This is a genomic window from Streptomyces montanus, assembly GCF_005786655.1.
Lineage (GTDB): Bacteria > Actinomycetota > Actinomycetes > Streptomycetales > Streptomycetaceae > Streptomyces > Streptomyces sporangiiformans.
This window is the reverse complement of the sequence record NZ_VBZC01000035.1, coordinates 1-24074: the sequence shown is the minus strand read 5'-3', so window position 1 is coordinate 24074 and position 24074 is coordinate 1. Positions and strand designations below refer to the sequence as shown.

The 24074-nt window shown below is 69.8% G+C and carries 23 protein-coding genes; 16 read left to right on the top strand and 7 right to left on the bottom strand.

What is annotated here, in order from left to right:
- Positions 1–133 precede the first annotated feature (133 nt).
- The 3 genes from FE633_RS28250 (at position 134) to FE633_RS28240 (ending at position 4021) form a co-directional block, all read left to right on the top strand.
- Positions 134–1933, top strand: coding sequence for a DEAD/DEAH box helicase (locus tag FE633_RS28250; RefSeq protein ID WP_138048008.1), 1800 nt, complete (start codon positions 134–136; stop codon positions 1931–1933).
- Between the two features lie 387 nt (positions 1934–2320).
- Positions 2321–2968 carry an IclR family transcriptional regulator gene (locus FE633_RS28245; RefSeq protein WP_138048007.1) on the top strand — a complete coding sequence of 216 codons (648 nt, stop codon included), beginning with the start codon at positions 2321–2323 and terminating at the stop codon, positions 2966–2968.
- Positions 2969–3229: 261 nt separating this feature from the next.
- Positions 3230–4021 carry a S16 family serine protease gene (locus tag FE633_RS28240; RefSeq protein ID WP_138048006.1) on the top strand — a complete coding sequence of 264 codons (792 nt, stop codon included), beginning with the start codon at positions 3230–3232 and terminating at the stop codon, positions 4019–4021.
- 67 nt (positions 4022–4088) lie between these two features.
- Here the strand turns inward: FE633_RS28240 and FE633_RS28235 are convergent, their stop codons facing one another.
- On the bottom strand, positions 4089–4562 hold the full coding sequence (locus FE633_RS28235) for an Lrp/AsnC family transcriptional regulator (protein ID WP_171060158.1): 474 nt from the start codon (positions 4560–4562) through the stop codon (positions 4089–4091).
- 122 nt (positions 4563–4684) lie between these two features.
- On the opposite strand from FE633_RS28235, the gene hppD reads away from it, so the two are divergent.
- Positions 4685–5830, top strand: a complete 1146-nt coding sequence (hppD, locus tag FE633_RS28230; RefSeq protein WP_138048005.1) for a 4-hydroxyphenylpyruvate dioxygenase — start codon at positions 4685–4687, stop codon at positions 5828–5830.
- A gap of 83 nt (positions 5831–5913) precedes the next feature.
- On the opposite strand, the gene FE633_RS28225 is transcribed toward hppD, so the two are convergent.
- Positions 5914–7605: a tetratricopeptide repeat protein gene (locus FE633_RS28225; RefSeq protein WP_246113862.1), complete on the bottom strand. Its 1692-nt coding sequence runs from the start codon at positions 7603–7605 to the stop codon at positions 5914–5916.
- Positions 7606–7875: 270 nt separating this feature from the next.
- On the opposite strand from FE633_RS28225, the gene FE633_RS28220 reads away from it, so the two are divergent.
- On the top strand, positions 7876–9291 hold the full coding sequence (locus FE633_RS28220; RefSeq protein ID WP_138048059.1) for an FAD-binding oxidoreductase: 1416 nt from the start codon (positions 7876–7878) through the stop codon (positions 9289–9291).
- 25 nt (positions 9292–9316) lie between these two features.
- On the opposite strand, the gene FE633_RS28215 is transcribed toward FE633_RS28220, so the two are convergent.
- Positions 9317–9748, bottom strand: a complete 432-nt coding sequence (locus FE633_RS28215; RefSeq protein ID WP_138048003.1) for an SsgA family sporulation/cell division regulator — start codon at positions 9746–9748, stop codon at positions 9317–9319.
- A gap of 210 nt (positions 9749–9958) precedes the next feature.
- Between FE633_RS28215 and FE633_RS28210 the strand changes: the two genes are divergently transcribed.
- Complete coding sequence (locus FE633_RS28210) at positions 9959–11659, top strand: RDD family protein (RefSeq protein WP_138048002.1); 1701 nt, start codon at positions 9959–9961, stop codon at positions 11657–11659.
- Between the two features lie 74 nt (positions 11660–11733).
- Complete coding sequence (locus FE633_RS28205; RefSeq protein ID WP_138048001.1) at positions 11734–12360, top strand: RDD family protein; 627 nt, start codon at positions 11734–11736, stop codon at positions 12358–12360.
- 98 nt (positions 12361–12458) lie between these two features.
- On the opposite strand, the gene FE633_RS28200 is transcribed toward FE633_RS28205, so the two are convergent.
- On the bottom strand, positions 12459–12776 hold the full coding sequence (locus FE633_RS28200) for a hypothetical protein (RefSeq protein ID WP_138048000.1): 318 nt from the start codon (positions 12774–12776) through the stop codon (positions 12459–12461).
- Positions 12777–13242: 466 nt separating this feature from the next.
- Here FE633_RS28200 and FE633_RS28195 point away from each other — a divergent pair, with 466 nt between their 5' ends.
- Positions 13243–15591, top strand: a complete 2349-nt coding sequence (locus tag FE633_RS28195) for an immune inhibitor A domain-containing protein (protein ID WP_138047999.1) — start codon at positions 13243–13245, stop codon at positions 15589–15591.
- 121 nt (positions 15592–15712) lie between these two features.
- Entirely contained in the window at positions 15713–16045 is a 333-nt protein-coding gene (locus FE633_RS28190) for a hypothetical protein (RefSeq protein WP_138047998.1), read from the top strand.
- Between the two features lie 35 nt (positions 16046–16080).
- On the opposite strand, the gene FE633_RS28185 is transcribed toward FE633_RS28190, so the two are convergent.
- Positions 16081–16665 carry a nicotinamidase gene (locus FE633_RS28185; protein ID WP_138047997.1) on the bottom strand — a complete coding sequence of 195 codons (585 nt, stop codon included), beginning with the start codon at positions 16663–16665 and terminating at the stop codon, positions 16081–16083.
- 301 nt (positions 16666–16966) lie between these two features.
- Positions 16967–18295, bottom strand: a complete 1329-nt coding sequence (locus tag FE633_RS28180; protein ID WP_138047996.1) for a nicotinate phosphoribosyltransferase — start codon at positions 18293–18295, stop codon at positions 16967–16969.
- Between the two features lie 160 nt (positions 18296–18455).
- Here FE633_RS28180 and clpS point away from each other — a divergent pair, with 160 nt between their 5' ends.
- Entirely contained in the window at positions 18456–18773 is a 318-nt protein-coding gene (gene clpS, locus FE633_RS28175; protein WP_119102148.1) for an ATP-dependent Clp protease adapter ClpS, read from the top strand.
- A 70-nt stretch (positions 18774–18843) separates the two neighbouring features.
- Positions 18844–19467, top strand: a complete 624-nt coding sequence (locus tag FE633_RS28170) for a DUF2017 domain-containing protein (RefSeq protein WP_138047995.1) — start codon at positions 18844–18846, stop codon at positions 19465–19467.
- A 121-nt stretch (positions 19468–19588) separates the two neighbouring features.
- On the opposite strand, the gene FE633_RS28165 is transcribed toward FE633_RS28170, so the two are convergent.
- Entirely contained in the window at positions 19589–19954 is a 366-nt protein-coding gene (locus tag FE633_RS28165; protein ID WP_138047994.1) for a hypothetical protein, read from the bottom strand.
- Between the two features lie 489 nt (positions 19955–20443).
- Between FE633_RS28165 and FE633_RS28160 the strand changes: the two genes are divergently transcribed.
- The 5 genes from FE633_RS28160 (at position 20444) to FE633_RS28140 (ending at position 23945) form a co-directional block, all read left to right on the top strand.
- Positions 20444–21883: an amino acid permease gene (locus tag FE633_RS28160; protein ID WP_138047993.1), complete on the top strand. Its 1440-nt coding sequence runs from the start codon at positions 20444–20446 to the stop codon at positions 21881–21883.
- A gap of 86 nt (positions 21884–21969) precedes the next feature.
- Entirely contained in the window at positions 21970–22395 is a 426-nt protein-coding gene (locus tag FE633_RS28155; protein WP_138047992.1) for a M67 family metallopeptidase, read from the top strand.
- Between the two features lie 80 nt (positions 22396–22475).
- Entirely contained in the window at positions 22476–22577 is a 102-nt protein-coding gene (locus FE633_RS49555; RefSeq protein ID WP_338120073.1) for a putative leader peptide, read from the top strand.
- A gap of 112 nt (positions 22578–22689) precedes the next feature.
- On the top strand, positions 22690–22977 hold the full coding sequence (locus FE633_RS28145) for a MoaD/ThiS family protein (RefSeq protein ID WP_119102154.1): 288 nt from the start codon (positions 22690–22692) through the stop codon (positions 22975–22977).
- Positions 22978–22994: 17 nt separating this feature from the next.
- Complete coding sequence (locus tag FE633_RS28140) at positions 22995–23945, top strand: PLP-dependent cysteine synthase family protein (RefSeq protein WP_138047991.1); 951 nt, start codon at positions 22995–22997, stop codon at positions 23943–23945.
- Positions 23946–24074: the final 129 nt, after the last annotated feature.

Sequence of the window (24074 nt, the reverse complement as noted above, 5' to 3'; positions counted from 1 at the left end):
CCCTGGCGCTCTCTGTGAGCTCGATCCCATCCGCGGGTGACCCGGCGGAGTCCGCGCGTTGAGGGGATCGGGCCGCCGGTAGGGTGGCCCGGTTGTCATACGGAGACGAGCCGCTCAACCCCACCCGGAGATCGTGACTACCACCGCCGCCAACACCCACTCCTCGCATCATCTCTCTCCCGCCTTCCCCGGCCGTGCCCCCTGGGGTACGGCCGGCAAGCTGCGTGCCTGGCAGCAGGGGGCGATGGAGAAGTACATCCAGGAGCAGCCGCGTGACTTTCTCGCCGTCGCCACGCCCGGCGCCGGGAAGACCACCTTCGCGCTGACGCTCGCGTCGTGGCTGCTGCACCACCATGTCGTGCAGCAGGTGACAGTGGTCGCGCCGACCGAGCATCTGAAGAAGCAGTGGGCCGAGGCCGCGGCGCGGATCGGGATCAAACTGGACCCGGAGTACAGCGCGGGGCCGCTCGGCAAGGAGTACCACGGGGTCGCGGTCACCTACGCGGGCGTGGGCGTACGGCCCATGCTGCACCGCAACCGCGTCGAGCAGCGCAAGACCCTGGTCATCCTCGACGAGATCCACCACGCCGGCGACTCGAAGTCCTGGGGCGAGGCATGCCTCGAAGCCTTCGAGCCGGCCACCCGCCGCCTCGCGCTCACCGGTACGCCGTTCCGCTCGGACACCAACCCCATCCCCTTCGTCGCGTACGAGGAAGGCAACGACGGGATCCGGCGGTCCGCCGCCGACTACACGTACGGATACGGCAGCGCGCTCGGGGACGGCGTCGTCCGCCCCGTCATCTTCCTTTCCTACAGCGGCAATATGCGGTGGCGTACGAAGGCGGGCGACGAGATCGCCGCGCGCCTCGGTGAGCCGATGACCAAGGACGCCGTCAGCCAGGCCTGGCGCACCGCCCTCGATCCGCGCGGCGAGTGGATGCCGAGCGTGCTGCGCGCCGCCGACCAGCGGCTGACCGAGGTCAGGAAGGCCATCCCGGACGCGGGTGCCCTCGTCATCGCCTCCGACCAGGACTCGGCACGCTCGTACGCCAAGCTGATCCGCGAGATCACCGGTTCGAAGGCGACCCTCGTCCTCTCCGACGACTCCGGAGCCTCCGAGAGGATCGACGAGTTCAGCCACAACACCGACCGCTGGATGGTCGCCGTCCGCATGGTGTCCGAAGGCGTGGACGTGCCCCGGCTGGCCGTGGGCGTGTACGCGACCACCATCTCCACGCCGCTCTTCTTCGCGCAGGCCGTCGGACGCTTCGTACGGTCCCGGCGGCGCGGTGAGACCGCCTCCGTCTTCCTCCCGACCGTCCCCGACCTCCTCACCTTCGCCAACGAGATGGAGGTCGAGCGCGACCACGCCCTCGACAAGCCCAAGAAGGAGAGCGAGGAGGACCCGTACGCCGAGTCCGAGAAGGAGATGGAGGAGGCGAACCGGGAGCAGGACGAGGACACCGGTGAGCAGGACACGCTGCCGTTCGAGGCGCTGGAGTCCGACGCCGTCTTCGACCGGGTGCTGTATGACGGCGCCGAGTTCGGGATGCAGGCGCATCCGGGGAGCGAGGAGGAGCAGGACTACCTCGGCATCCCGGGCCTCCTCGAACCCGACCAGGTCCAACTCCTGCTCCAGAAGCGGCAGGCGCGTCAGATATCCCACAGCCGCAAGAAGCCCGACGACGAGGCGGATCTGCTCGAACTGCCCGCCGAGCGGCGTCCGGTCGTCACGCACAAGGAGCTGCTGGAACTGCGCAAGCAGCTCAACACCATGGTCGGCGCGTACGTCCACCAGAGCGGCAAGCCCCACGGTGTGATCCACACCGAGCTGCGGCGCGTGTGCGGCGGGCCGCCGAGCGCGGAGGCGACGGCGGGCCAACTGCGCCAGCGGATCGCCAAGGTGCAGGAGTGGGCCACCCGCATGCGGTGACGGCCGTGCGGTGACGGCCGTGCGGTGATGTTCGTACGGGATCGAGGGCGCCGGTGTCGCAACGAGGGTTGCGGCACCGGCGCTCGCGTAGTGCGTGAACGGCGTGCGGTGTGGGGTGTGTGCGGGGCGTATCCGGACAAACGAAGCACCTCACGTCGGCCACTGCCCGGATTCTGGACGGAGTCTTCCGCTCAGCGAACCTGGTCGCTACTGTCCCGCTACGCACACGCCCCGTGGCAGCGCCGCCGCGGAGCGCAGCCGGTGCCCGCCCGGGAGTGACCCGGGACGCTTGCCGACCGGCGGCTTCTGACGCGCGTCGCCGGTGGGACAGGTGACGCATCCGCCGCAGAGGGGGCCGTCGACTCTCACCACTAAGGAGTGGGCGTCGTGACCGCGGAAACCTCTCAGACGCTCGACCGGGGACTGCGCGTCCTCAAGCTGCTCGCCGACACCGACCACGGACTGACCGTCACCGAGCTGTCCAACAAGCTCGGGGTGAACCGGACCGTCGTGTACCGCCTGCTCGCCACGTTGGAGCAGCACGCGCTCGTCCGCCGTGACGTGGGCGGCCGTGCCCGGGTCGGGCTCGGGGTGCTGCGGCTTGGCCGGCAGGTGCATCCGCTGGTGCGTGAGGCCGCGTTGCCCGCGTTGCGGTCGCTGGCCGAGGACATCGGGGCGACGGCCCATCTCACCCTCGTCGACGGGACGGAAGCGCTGGCCGTCGCCGTGGTCGAGCCCACGTGGACCGATTACCACGTGGCGTACCGCACCGGGTTCCGGCATCCGCTGGACCGGGGTGCCGCGGGCAGGGCGATCCTTGCCGCGCGGGCCGCGACCGGGTCCGTGGAGGATCCCGGATACACGCTCACGCACGGGGAGCTGGAGGCCGGCGCCAGCGGGGCGGCCGCGCCGCTCGTCGGGGTGACCGGGGTGGAGGGGAGCGTGGGCGTGGTCATGCTCGCGGATTCCGTCCCGGAGCGGGTGGGGCCGCGGGTGGTGGACGCGGCGAAGGAGGTTGCGGAGGCGCTGCGCTGACGCGTTGCGCTGACGCTTGGTCTGAGCAGTTGAGCTTTGCTTGCGCTGACGTTGGCTGCACGGGTGCTCGGTGCTGGTGTGGGCGGTTGGGTGGTGTGGTGCTGAAAACTGCCGGCCGTGTGTGGCTGGTCGCGCAGTTCCTCGCGCCCCTTACGGGGCGCAGGTCCCCGTGGCCCTTATGGGGCGCAGGTCCCCGTGGCCCTGAAGGGGCCCGGTGACCGGGGGCGCGGCCGGAAGTCGTCGTCGCGTTAGATTGATTTCGTGCTCTTTCGTTTCTCGCGTCCCCAGGCCCTTGCCGTGCGTGCTCTGCCTGTCGTGGCTCTGCTGGCCACGGCGGTGTTCGCGCCGTTGCCGTTCTCGGTGGCGCAGCCCGGGATGACGGCGAACGTCCTGGGGGAGAACAAGGGGGATCCGATCATCACGATCTCCGGCGCGGCCACCCGGGAGACGACGGGGCAGTTGCGGATGACCACCATCGAGGCGACCGGCCCGGACGCGGACGTGAGGCTGAGCGACGTGATCGACGGCTGGTTCGACACCGACCGGGCCGTGATGCCGCGCGACTCGGTCTACCCGACCGGCGACAACGTCAAGGAGATCGAGGAGCACAACGCCGAGGAGATGCGGAAGTCCCAGAACACGGCTACGGAGGCCGCCCTGGACTACCTCGGCAAGGACTCGGGCGACATCAAGGTGACCTTGAAGCTCGCCGATGTCGGCGGCCCCAGCGCCGGACTTCTCTTCTCGCTCGGCATCGTCGACAAACTGAACGGTGACGGCAGCGGCGGCGACCTGACCGGTGGCCGCGCCATCGCGGGCACCGGCACCATCGACGCCGACGGCACGGTGGGCCCGGTCGGTGGTGTCGCCCTCAAGACCCAGGCCGCCAAGCGTGACGGCGCCACCGTCTTCCTCGTACCGAAGGCCGAGTGTTCGGACGCGAAGTCGGAGTTGCCGAAGGGGCTGCGGCTGATTCCGGTGACGACGTTGAAGGGGACGGTCGACTCCCTCCGGGCGCTGGAGAAGGGCACCGGCTCCGTCCCCAGCTGCTGAGCCACCCCAGCCGCTGACCCACCCCAGGCCGCTGACCCACCGCACGGCGGCCCGACGGGCACTCCCGTCAGTCGTCGTCCTGCGCCGCCTGCCGCACCAGCGGGATGACCCGCAGCGGCACGGGGTTCTCCATGACGATCGCCGTGGACGCCCGGACAATGCCGTCGAATCCGACGACCAGGTCGATCACCCGCTGGAGATCGGCGTTGGAGCGGGCGACGAGACGGCACAGCATGTCGCCGCTGCCGGTCGTGGTGTGCAGTTCGAGCACCTCGGGGACGGTCGCCAGGTGCGTGCGGACGTCCGAGCCCTGCCCCTGCCGGATCTGGAGGGTCGCGAACGCCGTGACGGGGTACCCGAGCGCCGCGGGGTCCACCTGGGGACCGAATCCGCGGACGACGCCGTTCGACTGAAGGCGGTCGAGCCGGGCCTGGACCGTCCCGCGCGCGACGCCGAGCCGCCGGGACGCCTCCAGCACGCCGATCCGAGGCTCCTCGGCGAGCAGCACGATGAGTCGGCCATCCAGATGATCGATCGCCATGCGGACCTCCGAGATGGTCATCCTGTACAGAAAGCCCGATCGTACGCGCAATCCGCTGAGCACATTGTTCAGTGAACACGCGAACTGTTGCGCATCTTGCGGAACGGAGGGAGCCTGCCGCCATGACTGAGACCATCCATCACACCCCCGAAACCGTGCGCGAGGCAGACCCCTTCCCGGTCAAGGGAATGGACGCGGTCGTCTTCGCCGTGGGCAACGCCAAGCAGGCGGCGCACTACTACTCCACCGCCTTCGGCATGCGCCTCGTCGCCTACTCCGGACCGGAGACCGGCAGCCGCGAGACGGCCTCGTACGTCCTCGAGAACGGCTCGGCGCGGTTCGTCCTCACCTCCGTCATCAAGGCCGCCACCACCTGGGGCCACTTCCTCGCCGAGCATGTGGCCGAGCACGGCGACGGCGTCGTCGACCTCGCCATCGAGGTCCCCGACGCGCGCGCCGCGTACGCGTACGCGATCGAGCACGGCGCCCGCTCGGTCGCCGAGCCGTACGAGATGAAGGACGAGCACGGCACGGTGGTCCTCGCCGCGATCGCCACGTACGGCCAGACCCGGCACACCCTCGTCGAGCGGACGGGTTACGACGGCCCGTACCTGCCCGGCTACGTGGCCGCCGACCCGATCGTCGAGCCGCCCGCCCACCGCACCTTCCAGGCCATCGACCACTGCGTCGGCAACGTCGAGCTCGGCCGGATGAACGAGTGGGTCGGCTTCTACAACAAGGTCATGGGCTTCACGAACATGAAGGAGTTCGTGGGCGACGACATCGCGACGGAGTACAGCGCGCTGATGTCGAAGGTCGTCGCGGACGGGACCCTGAAGGTCAAGTTCCCGATCAACGAGCCCGCCATCGCCAAGAAGAAGTCCCAGATCGACGAGTACCTGGAGTTCTACGGCGGCGCCGGCGTCCAGCACATCGCCCTCAACACGAACGACATCGTCGAGACCGTACGCACCATGCGCGCGGCCGGAGTCCGGTTCCTGGACACCCCCGACTCTTACTACGACACGCTGGGGGAGTGGGTCGGCGACACCCGCGTGCCCCTCGAGACGCTGCGCGAGCTGAAGATCCTCGCCGACCGCGACGAGGACGGCTATCTGCTGCAGATCTTCACCAAGCCGGTCCAGGACCGTCCGACGGTGTTCTTCGAGATCATCGAACGCCATGGCTCGATGGGCTTCGGCAAGGGCAACTTCAAGGCGCTGTTCGAGGCGATCGAGCGGGAGCAGGAGAAGCGGGGGAATCTGTAGGACCGACCCCGGGACCGCCCAGGACCACCCGACCGCAGCATCGACCAGGACCGTAGGACCGTAGGACCGCGGGATGACGAGGGTTACCCGTAGACGTCCTCCGGACCCTCCGCGGGCGGCTCTCCCATCGCCTGAAGAGCCTTCTTCGCCGCCGGGGCCAGAAGCGGCGAGAAGTGCGGGTTGATGCGGAGGGACTCCGCGAGGTGGCTGCGGGCCGCGTAGTCCTGGCGCAGGGCGCGTTCGATGACGCCCAGGTGGTACGTGTGAAGGGCGAGGCGCATGCCGCCGTCGTTTTCGTCCGTCGCCCTCGACGCGAAGCTGATCGCCTCGTCGTTCCTGCCGGAACGGTGCAGCGCCCAGCCCAGGGCGTCGGCCACCTGGGCGGAGGGGTGGCGTTCCCACTCGGCGCGCAGGAGACGGACGGCGGAGGCGGGGGAGCCGTGGTCCGCCTCCAGGCGGCCGAGGACCAGGTCGTGGTTGATGCCGCCCGCGGCTGCCTCGCGTACCTGGGCACGGAGCGCGTTGTACTGGGTGCGGGCGGCTCTGTCCAGCCCCAGGGACTCGTACAACTCGCCCAGTTCCAGCGCGTATTGGGGAAGCGGCCGTTTCGTGAGCACGGTCCGGTAGGCGCGCAGGGCCTCCGAGGTCCGGCCCAGGGCGGCCAGCGCCCGGCCCCGCCCGGCGAGTGCGGCGTGCTCGCCGGGGGCGGCCCGCAGTGCCGCCTCGTAGTAGCGGAGCGACGTCGCCGGCTCGCCGCGCTCCCAGGCGAGCTCCCCGCCCCGTAGGAGAACGGCCGCCTCCTCCGCGGGCGTGGCGGCGAGGGCCACCGCGTCGGAGAGCGCGGCGGCGGCGTCCTCGGGCCGGCCGCTGTCCCGGTACACCAGCCCGGTCTGCGCCAACGCCTCCGCCCCGGACCGCAGTCCGGCCAGCTTGCGCAGCGCCCGCTGTGCGGCCCAGTGGTCACCGAGACCTCGGTACGCGTCGATGAGCAGCGGATACGTCGTCCACCGCTTCGGTGAGGCCGCCACCGCCGCCTCGCCCCACTTCCGCGCCGCCCGGAAGTCGTGCCGCGCTTCGGCGAGCGCGGCCAGCCCGTGGAACGCCTCGACGTTCCCCTTCGGCTTCGCCTTCAACGACGTACGCAACGCCTTCTCGGCCATCGGGTAGTACTTCGCCTCGTCGGCCCGCTCACCTCGCTCGACGTACGCCGACCCGAGTACCGCCCACGCCCGCACATCGTCCGGATGAGCCCGCAGATGTGCCTCGCGGTCGTTGATCATCGCCGCCAGATCGCGCAGACGCACGGTGGTGGGCGCCCCGGCGGCCTTCACCGCCGCATTCACCGCCGCCGTCACCCGCGCCGCTTTCGTGTCGCGCGCGGTCGGCGGCTCGTCCGGCTCCGGCAGGATCGCCATACACACACCACCGACCACGGCACAGACCACGACGGAGGCGATCAGCGCGCGCTTGGCGCCCCCGCGGCGTGTCGACGCAGGCCGAGGCCAAGGCTGGGACTGAGAGGCGGGCTTGGGCTCGGGCTGCACTTCGGCCTTGGGCTCGGGCTGCGCTTCGGGCTCGGGCTCGGGCTGCGCTTCGGCCTTGGGCTCGGGCTGCGCTTCGGGCTCGGGCTCGGGCTGCGCTTCGGGCTCGGGCTCGGGCTGCGCTTCGGCCTTGGGCTCGGGCCGCGCTTCGGGCTTGGACACCGGCCGCGCTTCGGGCTCGGGCTCGGACTCGGACTCGGGCTGAGGCACGCCCTCGGACTCCGGCTGAGGCACGTGCTTGCACTCTGGCTGCCTGGACTCTGGCTGCTTGGACTCGGGCTGCTTGGACTCGGGCTGCTCGGACTCGGGCTGAGATGCGGGCTGAGTCGCCGACTGAGGCACGATGTGAGGCTCTGGCCGCGGGCCAGGCGCGCCGGGAAGGGGCAGCTGTTCGATCTCCATGGTGCTTACTGTGCGTCAATATGAAAAGCTGATCGGGTCACCACCTCGACACACGAAGGAGTCGTGGGCGGGGTTCACACCGATGGCCCCGGGTGCGACGCTGTGATCATGAGCCGTATCGAAGCCCGACCCGATGAAGACACGGCAGTCCCGGGCAGCCTCCTGGACCGGCTCCGCGCGGGCCTGCCGGCCGAGGCGGTCCTCACCGACCCGGACATCACGGCCTCCTACGCCAACGACATGGCCAGCTTCTGCGAGGCCGGTGTCCCCGCCGTGGTCGTGCTGCCGCGGACCGTCGAAGAGGTCCAGCACATCATGCGCACCGCCACCGAGCTGCGCGTCCCCGTCGTCCCGCAGGGCGCCCGCACCGGCCTGTCCGGCGGCGCCAACGCCTCCGACGGCTGCATCGTGCTGTCCCTGGTCAAGATGGACCGGATCCTCGAGATCAGCCCCGTCGACCGGATCGCCGTCGTCGAGCCCGGCGTCATCAACGCCACGCTCTCCCGCGCCGTGGGCGAACACGGCCTCGCCTACCCGCCGGACCCCTCCAGCTGGGAGATGTGCACGATCGGCGGCAACATCGGCACGGCCTCCGGCGGCCTGTGCTGCGTGAAGTACGGGGTCACGGCCGAGTATGTCCTCGGCCTGGACGTCGTCCTCGCCGACGGCCGCCTCATGCACACCGGCCGTCGCACGGCCAAGGGAGTCGCCGGGTACGACCTGACGCGCCTCTTCGTCGGCTCCGAGGGCTCGCTGGGCATTGTCGTACGGGCCGTCCTGGCGCTCAAACCCCAGCCGCCCCAGCAACTGGTGCTGGCCGCCGAGTTCGCTTCCGCGTCCGCCGCCTGTGACGCCGTATGCCGGATCATGGAGGGCGGCCACGTGCCGTCCCTCCTCGAACTGATGGACCGAACGACGGTGAAGGCCGTCAACGACCTGGCGCACATGGGCCTGCCCGAGACCACGGAGGCTCTGCTGCTCGCCGCCTTCGACACCGCGGACCCCGCCGCCGACCTCGCCGCGCTCGGCGCGCTGTGCGAGGCCGCGGGCGCCACGCAGGTCGTCCCGGCCGAGGACGTGGCCGAGTCCGAACTCCTCCTCCAGGCACGGCGGTTGTCACTCAGCGCGCTCGAAGCGGTCAAGGGCACGACGATGATCGACGACGTGTGCGTACCGCGCTCCAAACTCGGCGACCTGCTCGAAGGTGTCGAGCGCATCGCGCAGAAGTACGGCCTGACCATCGGCGTCTGCGCGCACGCGGGCGACGGCAACACCCACCCGACCGTCTGCTTCGACGCGAGCGACGCCGACGAGTCCCGGCGGGCCCGCGAGTCCTTCGACGAGATCATGGCCCTCGGCCTGGAGCTCGGCGGGACGATCACCGGCGAACACGGTGTGGGCATCCTGAAGAAGGAGTGGCTGGCGCGCGAGATCGGCCCGGTGGGCGTGGAGATGCAGCTCGCCATCAAGGCGGCCTTCGACCCGCTGGGCATCCTCAACCCCGGCAAGCTGTTCTGAGACGGCCCCCGAAAAACGCCCGCGCTCACTCACCATCCTTCGACGAGGGCAGCAGCGCGGTGAGGCCGTCCTCGACGCACAGCTGTTCGGTCTCCGAGCCCGGCGGGACCGCCCGCACGGTGCGCTCCAGCCAGAGGGAGACCTGCGCGGCCGGTGCCGCGACCAGGGCGTCCCCGTCCGGTGAACGCAGCGCCATCAGGACGACGGCCCGGCCGCACGCCTTCGTCGGCCACACCCGCACGTCACCGTGCCCGCACGGCCGGAACACCCCCTCGACGAGGAGTTCGCGCGCGAACGTCCACCGCACGGGGTGGTCGGAGCCGATGTGGAAGGTGATGTGGACGGCGTACGGATCGTCGGTGCGATAGCTGAGCCGCGCCGGGACGGGGACGCTGCGCTCGGGCGAGAGGACGAGTCCGATCTCGATCTCGCGTTCCACCACGGTGGGGGTCGGCATGGTGTGCCTTTCCGCTCGTTCGGGGGCCTATGGGGCAGTCCTGTACGAGGGGAGAGGGCGCGGGGCTCGAAGCATTACGCGGGTTCGTGGAATTTCTGACGGAACCTTGCTCGAAGGGGGTAGGTACGGCGGGAGACGTCATGACCCGCGCGCGGGTCTGATAGATGTGTATGCCCAACACGACCCCCGAGCAGATACGGGACGACGGACATGAGCGCCCCAACCCCGGCCCCCGGCGACGACAGGCCCCGCGAAGGGTATTACCCGGACCCGTCCATTCCTGGATATGTCCGGTACTGGAACGGCGCCGCCTGGGTGCCGGGCACCAGCCGCCCGGCGCCGTCCGACGGCGAACCGCTCCCGGCACCTTCGGGCGCGCGGCCCGCGCCCGCCGCCACCGAGGAGACGGGGCCGCACTTCTTCGACGAGGATCCGCCGGCGAGTACGCCGTCGCCCGCCGAGGCACAGCACGGCAGCCGGCCCGAGCCCGCGACCGCGTGGGGCGCCGACCGCTCCCGGCAGTCCGGCTTCGGCGGTGACCAGGACCGCCGGGTCTCCTGGGGTTCCCCCGACCCCCGCGTGCCGTCCGCTCCGTCCCAGCCGGAGGGCAGGTCGGACCACACCGACGGCACGGTCACGTTCCGCGCCCCCAAGTCCCCCAAGTCCGGCGAGGACGCGGGGAACTCCGGGAACACGGGGAATGCCGGGAACCCCGGGAACCCCGGGAACACCGGGGGCACCGGGGACGACCAACCCCCGGCCTCCGGCGGCACGGTGGTCTTCCGCAGGCCGTCGGGGCCGGTGCGGCCCACCACGGGGTCGGAGGAGAGGGCACCCGGGAATGCCGGCGGTGCGGGTACGGGGGGCGCGGGCGCTTCCGGTGCGGGCGGTGCGGGCGCCTCCGGTACGACGTCCGGCTCGGCCCGGTCCGGGGGAGCGCCGGGTGTCCCCGGCAGCCGTAACCCCCACGCCTCCGAGGGCACCATGGCCTTCCGGGCCGTCCCGCGCCCGGGACGGCAGCGCGGGGAACCGGGCACGGGCGGTTCCACCACGGGCGACTCGACGACCGGCGGTTCGGCCAAGGGGGGCTCGTCCGCCGGCGGAGCCGTCGGTCGCGCGGGCCTGTCCCAGGGAGCCGCCGCGGCGGCATCCGGCCCGCAAACCCCCTCCGTACCCGCCCAGTCCACGAACTCACCGGCTTTCCCGTCCTCCCCGAACTCGCCTGCCTCCCCGTCCTCCCCGGCCCCCGCGTCCGCCTCCTCCTCCAACCCCCAGCAGTCCACCCCCATGTCTCCGGGCGACGGAGGCGGACAGCCCTCCTGGGCCCAGCAGGTGCACCGCCTTGCCGGGCCCGAGAGCGAGCAGCCCGTCGTCCCGTGGAAGCCGGTGTCGGAAGACCCCTTCCAGGCCGCCGCGCGAGCGCAGGCGTCCGCGCGTCCCGCAGGACTGGGAAAGCGGCTGGCCGCGCGGTTGGTGGACACGCTCGTGCTGGGCGCCGTCACCGGCGCGGCCGCCGTGCCGCTGGGCACCAAGGCGATCGACCACATCAACGACAAGATCGACGCGGCCAAGCAGTCCGGCGAGACCGTCACGGTCTGGCTGCTGGACGGCACCACGGCCGGCTACCTCGGCATCGTCCTCGCCGTCCTGCTCGTCTTCGGCGTCCTCTACGAGGCGCTGCCCACGGCCAAATGGGGCCGCACCCTGGGCAAGAAGCTGTGCGGTCTGCAGGTGCGGGACATCGAGGGCGGTGAACCCCCGTCGTTCGGCGCGGCCCTGCGCCGCTGGCTCGTCTACAGCGTCCCCGGGGTGCTCGCCATCGGCGTCCTGGGCGTCCTGTGGTGCCTGTTCGACCGCCCGTGGCACCAGTGCTGGCACGACAAGGCGGCCCACACCTTCGTCGCCGGCTGAGGGGTTGGCCGGCCGATGCCCCGGACGGCCGCCCGCCCATTGCGCTGACGGAGCCTTCGCGGTCGACTCGGTGTATGACGACCGAGCCGCCGCCTCCTTCGGAAGACGACCCGTTCAAGAAGAAGCCGCAGCCGCCACCCGACGAGGGGGGCGGCTCTCCGTACGACACCCCGCCCCCGGGCGACACCACGCCTCCGCCCTACGCCGGTGACCCCTACGGCGGCGGTCCCTACGGCAATGACCCGCTGGCCGGGATGCCGCCCCTCGCCGACAGCGGCAAGCGCATCCTCGCGCGACTCATCGACATGGTCCTCGTGGGTGCCGTGGTGTGGCTGGTGGCGTGGGGCTTCAACGTCAACGAGTACAACGTGGACGGGGAGAACATCGAGTACGGCAAGTCCTTCGGCCAGTCCGTGATCGCCGCGGTCCTCTACGTCGCGTACGACACCTTCCTGACCACCCAGACCGGGCAGACCCTCGGCAAGAGGCTGCTCAACCTGCGTGTGGCGAACCTCGACAACGGTGCCACGCCCTCCGCGCAGACCTCGCTGGTCCGCGCGCTGGTCCTGTGGGTGCCGTTCGCTTTCTGCTGCGCCTGTATCTGGACCGCGATCGCGGGTGGTTGGAGCTTCTTCGACAAGCCCTATAAGCAGGGCATTCACGACAAGGCGGCCAAAACGGTTGTGGTCAGTACGAGTTGAGCGGGATAAGCGGGTTGGGCGAGTAAAGCGGGTTGGGCGAATCGAGCGGGTTGGGCGAGTCGAGCAAGGCCGTCAGTGGCGGGAAGCGGCTCCGCGCCTCACGGACCCGCCGTTTCGCGCACCGGCTCGGGCGCGCTGGACGCGGCGGCCGACGCGGCGACGGTCTCGCGGCGCGCGGGAATCCGTTGGGCGAAACGCGCTTCGGCGCCACGCTCCTTGGCGACGGGCGCGGCTGCCGGGGTGGGCTTCTGGACCGGGACCGTCATGGCCACGAGGAGGCCGAGAGCGAGGGCGGCGAATACGATCACCACGATCCCCGGGCCCGAACTCGTCTGTGACAGCAGCAACATGGCGAGTGTGCAGAAGATCACGGTGCAGGAGCCGTAGGCGATCTGTGCGGCGGTCGGACGAGGCATGACCATTCCTCGGGTCGGGGGTCTCCCCCCGCGCCTCTCGCCTTGGGGGGAGGTTGTGGATAAGAAACAGGGGTGCGACAACGGTGTCGACTTGGCGATTCACTGATTTTCGGCGCTCCGCCAAACGACCCTATTCGCCTGTCTGCCCGAGCGGAACGAGCGGTAAGCGTGACCTAACCCACGGCGCCGGTGCACAGGGGGCGCACGGAGTCATGGCGTCCACTACCTGGACAGTCGAGCGCGCCCGCTGAGCGGGACACCGTCCATCCGGTCGCGGGCGAGCGCCTCATGTCACGTTCCGTCAAATCGCCGTACCGCACTTGACCTGCTCAAGTCAAGATCTGTCTTTTCAGCCGAGACTCCGGTCAAATGTCGTCACTTGTGACGCGCATAGAGCGCGCGCGGAATCCATGACCAGGACCCCCCTCGCTTCCGCGCGCCCAGGCGCAGGGAAGGACTGCCTCAAGTGACCAGCAGACCATGGACGTTCAGAGCGACCGCGGTGGGAGTCGCGGTCGCGGCGGCCGCGGCCACGTTCTCGACCTTCGCGGTGGCGCAGGCCGATTCCGGCGACAGGCCGACGGCCGCCGCGAACCGGCAGGACCCGGCGCAGGCCGAGGACCACGCCGAGCACGACCTCAAGGGCCCCCTGACAGAGCGCCAGGAAGCCCAGCGCGAAGAGGCGCTGCAGCGAGTCATATCCGGCGACGCCACGGTCAAGAGCCGGAGCGGTTCGCAGGTCGTGAAGCTCGGCAACGACAAGTACGTGGAGCTCGGCCGGGAGAAGACCGACCAGATCTTCACGATCCTGGTGGAGTTCGGCGACAAGGTCGACAGCCGTTACGGGGGCACGGCGGGTCCGGCCCACAACCAGATCGCCGAGCCGGACCGCACCAAGGACAACAGCACGGCCTGGCAGGCGGACTACAACCAGAAGCATTTCCAGGAGCTCTACTTCGGCACCGGCAAGGGTGTCGAGTCGATGAAGAAGTACTACGAGAAGCAGTCCTCGGGCCGCTACTCGGTCGACGGCACGGTCTCCGACTGGGTCAAGGTGCCCTACAACGAGGCCCGCTACGGCAACAACGCGTGCGGCCAGACCAACTGCTCCAGCGTGTGGAACGTCGTCAGCGACGGCGTCTCGGCCTGGGTCGACGCGCAGAAGGCCGCGGGCAAGTCGGACGCCGAGATCAAGGCCCAGCTGGCCGGCTACGACAAGTGGGACCGCTACGATTTCGACGGCGACGGCGACTTCAACGAGCCTGACGGCTACATCGACCACTTCCAGGTCGTGCACGCCGGTGAGGACGAGTCCGCAGGCGGCGGCGCCCAGGGCGAGGACGCCATCTGGGCCCACCGCTGGTACGCGTTCGGCACCGACGCGGGTTCCACGGGTCCGGGCAACAACAAGCTGGGCGGCGCCCAGATCGGCGACACCGGCATCTGGGTCGGCGACTACACCATCCAGCCGGAGAACGGCGGACTCGGCGTCTTCGCCCACGAGTACGGCCACGATCTCGGTCTGCCGGACCACTACGACACCACCAACAAGGGCGAGAACTCCACCGCCTTCTGGACGTTGATGTCCGCCGGCTCCTGGCTCGGTACCGGCGAGGACAGCATCGGCGACCTGCCCGGCGACATGACCGCCTGGGACAAGCTGCAGCTCGGCTGGCTGAAGTACGACACGGCCAAGGCCGCGACGCGGTCCACCCACACGCTGGGCGTGGCCGAGTACAACACCAAGAACGCGCAGGCCCTCGTGGTCGAGCTGCCCCAGAAGCCCGTCACCACCGAGGTCGTCACCCCGGCTCAGGGCGCCACGCAGTGGTGGAGCGGCATGGGCGACGACCTGCGCAACACCCTCTCCCGCTCCGTCGACCTGACCGGCAAGTCCTCCGCCACCCTCACCCTCGACGGCTGGTGGGACATCGAGAAGGACTTCGACTACCTCTACACCGAGGTCTCCACCGACGGCGGCGCCAACTGGACGCCGATCGACGGCACCGCGAACGGCACCGCCATCCCGCGTGACGCCGGCGACAAGCCCGCGCTGACCGGCACGGTGGAGGCGTACCAGAAGCTCTCGTACCCGCTGAACGCCTACGCGGGCAAGAAGGTCGACATCCGCTTCCGCTACGCCACGGACGGCGGTGTGGCCCAGAAGGGCTTCGCGGCCGACTCGATCGCGGTCACCGCGGACGGCGCCCCGGTCTTCTCCGACGACGCGGAGAGCGCGGACAATGCCTGGACGGCGAACGGCTTCTCGCGCATCGGCGCCTCGTTCACCAAGGACTACGCGCAGTACTACATCGCCGAGAACCGCCAGTACGTGTCGTACGACAAGACCCTCGAGGTCGGCCCGTACAACTTCGGCTTCTCGACGACGCGTCCGTCCTGGGTCGAGCACTTCCCGTACCAGAACGGCCTGTTGATCTGGAAGTGGGACACCTCCCAGGCGGACAACAACACCAGCGTCCACCCCGGCACGGGTCTGGTGCTGCCGGTGGACGCCCACCCGGCGCCGCTGAAGTGGTCCGACGGCACGCTGATGCGCAACCGCGTCCAGTCCTACGACTCGCCGTTCAGCTCGTTCCGGACGGACGGCATCACGCTGCACAAGGCGGACGTCGCCACGAAGATCAAGTCGCTCCCCGGCAACCGGATCTTCAACGACCGCAAGAACACGTACTACGACGTGAGCAACCCGACCGGTGGTGTCAAGATCACTGACACCAACACCAAGATCGCGATCGTGAAGGAGTCCCGCTGGGGCTCGACGATCACGGTGAAGGTCTCCGCAGCGACGAAGTAAGGCGCGTTTACGCAGGTCAGAGCATGATCGGCCGTGACCCCCTGGCGGGTTGCGGCCGATCGTGTTTAGGTGCGTCCTGTGGCTCTCTTATTGACACCAGTTCTCACGGGGGTGTGACCGCATGGCCGCAGGAGGTTTCTGCAAGCTGCCGAACGGGACGGTGGTGGTGGCGCTGAACCTGCCCAGCCCGACCGTCGGCGGCGCCGGTGCGGTGCGGGTGCTCGTGCACGCCCAGAACCGGGCCCGGGCCCTGACGCGGCTGCGCAACCTCGGGATGCGCGCGGTGTACCTGCGGGGCAACGGCCAGCCGCCCACACCGGACGAGATCACCGCGGTCCTGCATCACCCTGACGGTCTCGTATGGCGCACGGCGCCCGACAGCGGTGTCACCGCCGAGCTGTGGCACCCGATCCGCACCCTGATGCGCCGCAGCGCGACGCCTCAGGGCTTCTAGGGCCTGACCTGATCCGCCGGACAGGTCCTGGACCCCTAGACCACTGGTTTCCCGGACAGCTCCACGCCTGCCTCGCGCAGCTCCTCCAGGGTCCGCTCGGTGGTGTCCTCGGACACTCCGGCCGTGAGGTCGAGCAGAACGTGCGTACGGAAGCCCTCACGGGCCGCGTCCAGGGCGGTGGCGCGGACGCAGTAGTCGGTGGCGATGCCCACCACGTCGACCTCGGTGATCCCGCGGGCGCGCAGCCAGTCCGCCAGCGGCACGCCGTTCTCGTCGGAGCCCTCGAAGCCGCTGTACGCCGCCGTGTACGCGCCCTTGTCGAAGACGGCGTCGACCGCGCCGGAGGCGACCGCCGGCGCGAAGTTCGGGTGGAAGCCCACTCCCTCCGTGCCCGCCACGCAGTGCGCGGGCCAGGAGTGGACGTAGTCGGGGTGGTCGGCGAAGTGGTCGCCGGGGGCGATGTGGTGGTCGCGGGTGGCCACGACATGGCGGTAGCCGGCGGTCGACTGACCGACCAGCTCCGTGATCGCGGCGGCCACGTCGGCACCCCCGGTCACCGCGAGACTGCCCCCCTCGCAGAAGTCGTTCTGCACGTCTACGACGATCAGTGCGCGGCGCATGTCGGTGTCCTTCGGTTCGGCAGGCGGTCGGCGAGAGGTGCGGGCCCGGCCGGTAGGACCGAGCCTAGAGAGTGCGCGGGCACAGCGGGAGGGTGCATTCGGCTTCCGAAGGCGAGGGGCGGACGCTGCCGTTGCATTCCCACTCACCTCCTGTTCATTCCCGTTCGAGTAGAGAATGGCCGGAGCTGTGTCCCGGGTACCCCCATGTCCGGAGCTTCGCCCCCTCGGGCCCGAACGGTCGTACTCGGGCTTATTCCGCGGGCGCACCCGGGCGTACGCGTCGGGCGTACGCGGGGCGTACTCAGACGTATTCCGTCGGAATCACCGCTTCCCCGCGGGACAGCTGGATCGCCGACATCGGCAGGTTCGCGCGGACCGCGGCGTGCCGGTCGCGTACGGCGTCGAGGGGTTCGCGGGCGATGACCTGGCCGCCTTTTATGAGCTCGACCAGCAGCTGACGGTCGGCGAGCTCCGCGGGGACGGCTCCCGTGCCGATCACCTCGGCCTCCGCGGTCCCGTCCTCGTCGAGCCGCCGGGCGGCCCACTTGCGGCCGCCGATGGACGTCTTGCCGCCCGTCGACTTCTTCGCCACCGGCACGAGCGGAGCCTTCGGGTCCGCCGACTCGGCACGGGCCACGAGCTTGTAGACCATCGAGCACGTCGGATGGCCGGATCCCGTCACCAGCTGGGTGCCCACGCCGTACGCGTCCACGGGCGCCGCGGCCAGCGAGGCGATCGCGTACTCGTCCAGGTCCGAGGTCACGATGATCTTCGTGTCGGTGGCGCCCAGCTCGTCCAGCTGCTGCCGCACCCGGTGCGCCACGAGCAGCAGGTCGCCGGAGTCGATGCGCACCGCTCCGAGTTCGGGCCCGGCGATGTCGACGGCGCTCCGGACCGCCTCGGCGACGTCGTACGTGTCGACGAGGAGCGTCGTGCCGCGGCCGAGCGTGTTCACCTGGGCCTGGAAGGCGTCCCGCTCGCTGTCGTGCAGCAGCGTGAAGGCGTGGGCGCTGGTACCGACGGTCGGGATGCCGTAGCGGAAGCCCGCGGCCAGGTCCGAGGTGGTCGTGAAGCCGCCGACGTACGCCGCGCGCGAGGCTGCCACGGCGGCCAGCTCGTGCGTGCGGCGGGCGCCCATCTCGATCAGCGGCCGGGTGCCGGCGGCCGAGGCCATCCGGGAGGCGGCGGCCGCGATCGCCGAGTCGTGGTTGAGGATCGAGAGGATCACGGTCTCCAGGAGCACGCACTCCGCGAACGAGCCCTCCACCCGCAGAATCGGCGACCCCGGGAAGTAGACCTCGCCCTCCGGGTAGCCCCAGACGTCGCCGCTGAAGCGGTACGAGGCCAGCCAATCGAGGGTCGGCTCGTCCACCACGTGGCGCTGACGCAGGAAGCCGAGCACGCCCGAGTCGAACCGGAAGTTCTCGACGGCGTCCAGCACGCGTCCGGTCCCCGCGACCACGCCGTAGCGGCGTCCCTCCGGCAGCCGGCGAGTGAAGACCTCGAAGACCGAGCGTCGGTCGGCGGTCCCGCCCTTCAGGGCGGCCTGCAGCATGGTCAGCTCGTAGTGGTCCGTGAAGAGCGCTGTCGACGGGACGTCCACGGGCAGTCCCAAGTCCGTTGCGTTCACTCAAGGTCTCCTAGCGATCACGCGTGGGGGCGCCCCCGCTGTCGGCGGGGGTCCGGGAGGTTGTCCCCCGGATGGCGGCATGGCAAGAATGCTACCCCCCATCTCGTCACTCTGACGATTTGTGGGTCCGTTTGGCCGGGTACCCCTCACAGGTGGCAGCATGGGCCTTGTGACGGCTCCCGCACCCCTAGAGATCGAAAAGACCGAGTCGGCCGAGGAGGTCTCCGCCGTACCTGAGCCGGATGTCCCTTGGGTGACCATCGTCCACAACGACCCGGTCAACCTCATGAGCTATGTGACGTACGTCTTCCAGACGTACTTCGGCTACTCCAAGGACAAGGCCACCAAGCTCATGCTCGACGTCCACCACAAGGGCCGTGCGGTGGTCTCCAGTGGGACCCGCGAGGAGATGGAGCGAGACGTGCAGGCCATGCACGGCTACGGTCTGTGGGCCACCCTCCAGCAGGACCGGAAATAGCGGGCGAGGGCCCGCAGGACCGGAAACAACCGGCAACCGCGAGCAGTACCGGAAGTAGCGAACTCACTCCATGCCAGGACAATTCGAACCGCTCCCCGGCGGCGGCGCGGCCGTCGCTCTCGACGAGGTCGAGATCTCGATCATCCGCTCGCTCGCCGTCCAGCTCCTGGAGCTCATCGGCCCGGGGCCCGCGGAGAACGCTACCGACGACCCGCTCGCCGAACTGTTCGCGGACGGGCCGAGCGAGCCGCCCTCCGACCCCGTACTGCAGCGTCTCTTCCCGGACGCCTACAGCGGCCCCGAGGTCGAGGCCACCTCGCCCGAGCAGGTGGAGGAGCAGCGTGTCCACTCCGCGGAGTTCCGCCGCTTCACCGAGAACGATCTGCGCGCGGGCAAGCGCGAGAACGCCCTCGCCGTGATCCGCTCCCTGGACGCGCTGACCGTCGAGGGCGGGGGAGGGGGCGAAGGCGGGGGCGGCGCGGTCCTCAAGCTGTCCGAGGAGGACGCGAAGCAGTGGCTCGGCGCCCTCAACGACCTGCGCCTGGCGATCGGCTCCCGGCTCGACGTCGTCGACGAGGAGGACACCGATCTCCTCTACCGGCTGCCGGACGAGGATCCGCGCAAGCCGATGGTGATGGCGTACCTGTGGCTGGGCGGACTCCAGGAGACGCTCGTCGAGACACTCATGCAGTGAGGACCGGCGTCCGCCACCGAACGCGGTCATGGCGTCCGACGGCGGACGCGTTCATCACGAGACACGCGGAGCGGGCCCCGTCGCGGAGTGCGACGGGGCCCGCTCGGTGCGTACGGTCCGCTCAGTTGACCAGAGCGGTGATGCAGCCAGTCGCCCCCGCGCCGACAGCCTGCTTGGAGACCTTGCTCGCCAGCTCCTTGTTGAAGCGGCCGACGACGAGCTGGATTGCGGCCGCAACGGAAGCGTTGACGAGGCACTTCTTGGTCTTCTTGCTCATCTTGAGGCCCTTGATGAGCAGTTCGCAGGATTCCTGGTCGCCGTAGTAGCACTTGCCGGCGGCGATGTCCTGCCAGGTGTCGATCTTCGGAGTGTTTATCGCCTTCGAGGACGCCGGACCGGTCTCCTGTGCCTGCGTCTGCGCGATTGCCGGTGTGGCGCCCAGTGCGAGCGAGCCGAGAACGGCGACGGAAACGAGCTTGAGCCTCATTGAATCCCCTTGAGTTGCTTGCTCTGCGCGAGAACCCCGGTGGTTGGTCGGCCACCGCATCGCGGGCTCTCACGGGGCAAGACGCTATAGATCTTGGAGGGACGGAGGCCATCGAATTGATCAAGATCTGAGCTTTTCGTTCGCGCTCGCGAACGAATCCGATGTGTTCGCTCATGTCGGGCGCGTTCGCTCAGGAGGTGCTCAAATCCGAATAACGATCATGTCACCGCCGCGGTCGGCTTTGCGGGCCGAGGGGAACTTTGTCCTCTCCTCCTCGTGTCGTGCGTCACGTGTCCCGTGTCCGACCGCCGATGCTGCCGTGATAGATCTTCACGACCGCCCGACGGGACACCACCCATGTCCGGTCGGGTGCGCCACCGGAGCCGGCGGATCGCCGGTCAGGCACACGCTCCATCAATCCGGGGGGATCGCGACCCGATCCGAAGTCGCACGGACGGCTCGGATCGGCATGGAGAAAGGCGTACCAACATGACCTCGTCGCAGGTCGACGAGCAGCACGACGGCAGTGAGGCCCTGGGTGGCGACGCCCCCGCAGAGGGGTACCAGCGCGGGCTCAACGGTCGTCAGGTCCAGATGATCGCCATCGGCGGCGCCATCGGTACCGGTCTGTTCTACGGATCCAGCACCAGCATCGCGAACATCGGCCCCAGTCTGATCGCCTGCTACGCGATCGCCGGCGTCGTGATCTTCTTCATCATGCGGGCCCTGGGCGAACTGCTCACCTACCGTCCGACCTCGGGCAGCTTCGCCGACTACGCCCGTGAGTTCTTCGGCCCCTTCGCGGGCTTCGTCACGGGCTGGTCGTACTGGGCGCTGTGGGTCACCGCGTGCATGTCCGAGGTGACCGCGGCCGGCCATTACATCAACTACTGGTGGCCCTCCGTGCCCGTCTGGACGACCGCCGCCGTCGCGCTGGTCGTGCTCTTCGCCGCGAACCTGGTCTCGGTCAAGATCTTCGGCGAGCTGGAGTTCTGGTTCTCGACGATCAAGGTCACCGCGATCGTCGCGATGATCGTCATCGGGGTCGGCATCCTCACCTTCGGCTTCTCCTCCGTCGGTGACACCGCCTCCGTCAGCCACCTGTGGGCGGACGGCGGCTTCGCGCCCAACGGAGCCTGGCAGGCCATGCTCGCCATGCAGGGCGTCATCTTCGCCTACCTCGGCGTCGAGCTGGTCGGTATCACCGCGGGGGAGGCCGAGAACCCCAAGCAGACCCTCCGCAAGGCGATCAACACGCTCCCGGTCCGCATCGGCATCTTCTACGTCGGCTCGCTGATCGTCATCCTGTCCGTCTACAGCTGGACGAAGTACTCCCCGGGTGTCAGCCCCTTCGTGCAGGTCTTCGCGGCGGTAGGCATCCCCGGCGCCGCGGGGATCATGAACTTCGTGATCCTCACCGCCGCGCTGTCCTCCTGCAACTCGGGCATCTACTCCACCGGCCGCATGCTGCGCGGCCTGGCCGTCAACGGCGAGGCCCCCAAGGCGGCCGCGAGGCTCAGCGGCCGCCGGCTTCCCCTGCCCGCGCTGGTCGCCTCCGCGCTCGTCATGGGCATCGGCGTGATCGTCAACATCGTCTCGCCGGACAAGGCGTTCCTGTACATCACCTCGGTCGCCACCTGCGCCGGACTGTGGACCTGGGCCATGATCCTCTCCGCCCACCTGCGCTACCGCACCAAGGTCCGCGCCGGACTCCTCCCGGCCGCGGACTTCCGGATGCCCGGCGCCCCGGTCACGAACTGGATCGCCCTCGCCGCGCTCGCCTCCGTCGTCGGCCTGATGGCGTCCGACGGCGACACCCGGCTCGGCCTGTATGTGTTCGCCGTCTGGCTCGTGGTCCTCGCCATCGGCTACCGACTGTCCCACCGCAAGGCTTCGTCGGACAGGGACCTGGCGCTCGACCCCAAGTAAGCCCGCACCGGCCCCTGCGAAGGGCCCGCACCGGAACGGGAGACCGCCGGGCGGGCCCTTCGTATGGCCTTTCGTATCCTTGCCGCATGTCGCTCACCATCACCCGGGCCCTGCACGACCAGATCGTTGCCCACGCCCGCCAGGACCACCCCGACGAAGCGTGCGGTGTCATCGCGGGCCCGGCCGGCTCCGGCCGTCCAGAGCGCTTCATTCCGATGCTGAACGCCGCCCGCTCGCCCACGTTCTACGAGTTCGACTCGGGCGATCTCCTCAAGCTCTACCGGGAGATGGACGACCGCGACGAGGAGCCGGTCGTCATCTACCACTCCCACACGGCCACCGAGGCGTACCCGTCCCGCACGGACATCTCGTACGCGAACGAGCCGGGCGCCCACTACGTACTGGTGTCGACGGCGGACACGGACGGGCTCGGCGACTTCCAGTTCCGCTCGTACCGGATCGTGGAGGGAGAGGTGACGGAGGAGGAGGTCAAGGTCGTGGAGGCCTACTGAATCTCACCTGTCGGTCGAAACGCGTCCACCATGTGGAATCACACTCCGGAGGGCCCCGGGGGAATCGATACGATGACCCCATGGTTTCCCATGACGTGAGCGAGAAGACGCCGGGCATGCTGCTCGTGGCGCGGCTGCACGTCGACCTGTGCAGGCTGAACAGCGCCCTCTGTCCGTGCTGACCCCTGCCGCCGTACGGCCGTGAGCCGCGGCGCAGACCCGCGTAACACCACCACGCAATTCCGCGCTGCCGCGCGCCCACTGACTGACTTCTCCCGACAGGAGCCCGCAACCATGGCCATCGAGGTCCGCATCCCCACCATCCTCCGCACCTACACCGGCGGCCAGAAGGCCGTCGAGGGTGGCGGGAAGACCCTCGCCGAGCTCTTCGCCGACCTCGACACCCGCCACACGGGCATCCAGTCCCGCATCGTGGACGAAGCCGCCGGGGGCGAGCTGCGCCGCTTCGTGAACGTGTACCTCAACGACGAGGACGTCCGCTTCCTCGACGGCATCAACACCAAGCTCACCGACGGTGACAACGTGACGATCCTGCCGGCCGTGGCCGGCGGCATGGCCTGATGGGCCGCTGATCTCTGATGCGCTATGACTCCCCGCTCGCAGCGGTCGGCAACACGCCTCTGGTGCGCCTGCCGCGGCTCTCGCCGTCCGCCGACGTGCGGATCTGGGCGAAGCTCGAGGACCGCAACCCGACCGGCTCGGTCAAGGACCGCCCCGCGCTGTACATGATCGAGCAGGCGGAGAAGGACGGCCGTCTGACGCCGGGCTGCACGATCCTGGAGCCGACGAGCGGCAACACGGGCATCTCCCTGGCGATGGCGGCCAAGCTCAAGGGCTACCGCATCGTCTGCGTCATGCCCGAGAACACCTCGCAGGAGCGCCGGGACCTGCTCGCCATGTGGGGCGCCGAGATCATCTCGTCCCCGGCGGCGGGCGGCTCCAACACGGCCGTACGGGTCGCCAAGGAGCTCTCCGCCGAGCACCCGGACTGGGTGATGCTCTACCAGTACGGCAACCCGGACAACGCGGGCGCCCACTACGCCACGACGGGTCCCGAGATCCTCGCCGACCTCCCCTCGGTCACCCACTTCGTGGCGGGTCTGGGCACGACGGGCACGCTGATGGGCGTCGGCCGTTACCTGCGCGAGCACAAGCCGGACGTGAAGATCGTCGCGGCCGAACCGCGGTACGACGATCTGGTGTACGGCCTGCGCAACCTGGACGAGGGCTTCGTTCCCGAGCTGTACGACGCCTCCGTCCTGACCACCCGCTTCTCCGTCGGCTCCGCCGACGCGGTGACGCGCACGCGTGAGCTGCTGCAGCAGGAGGGGATCTTCGCGGGCGTTTCCACGGGGGCGGCGCTGCACGCCGCGATCGGGGTGGGCAGGAAGGCGGTCACGGCCGGCGAGCCGGCCGACATCGTCTTCGTCGTCGCCGACGGCGGCTGGAAGTACCTGTCGACGGGCGTCTACACGGCCCCGACGACGGAGGCGGCCATCGAGGCGCTGCAGGGCCAACTCTGGGCGTAGGAGAGCTTTCTTCGCCCCCGCCGCCCCTACCCGTCCCATCCCGTTCCTGGGGGCTCCGCCCCCAGACCCCCGAGCCGCGGTAATTCAGCCCCTCCGGCGTTTGAGGAGCGGGGGTCCGGGGGCTGGCCC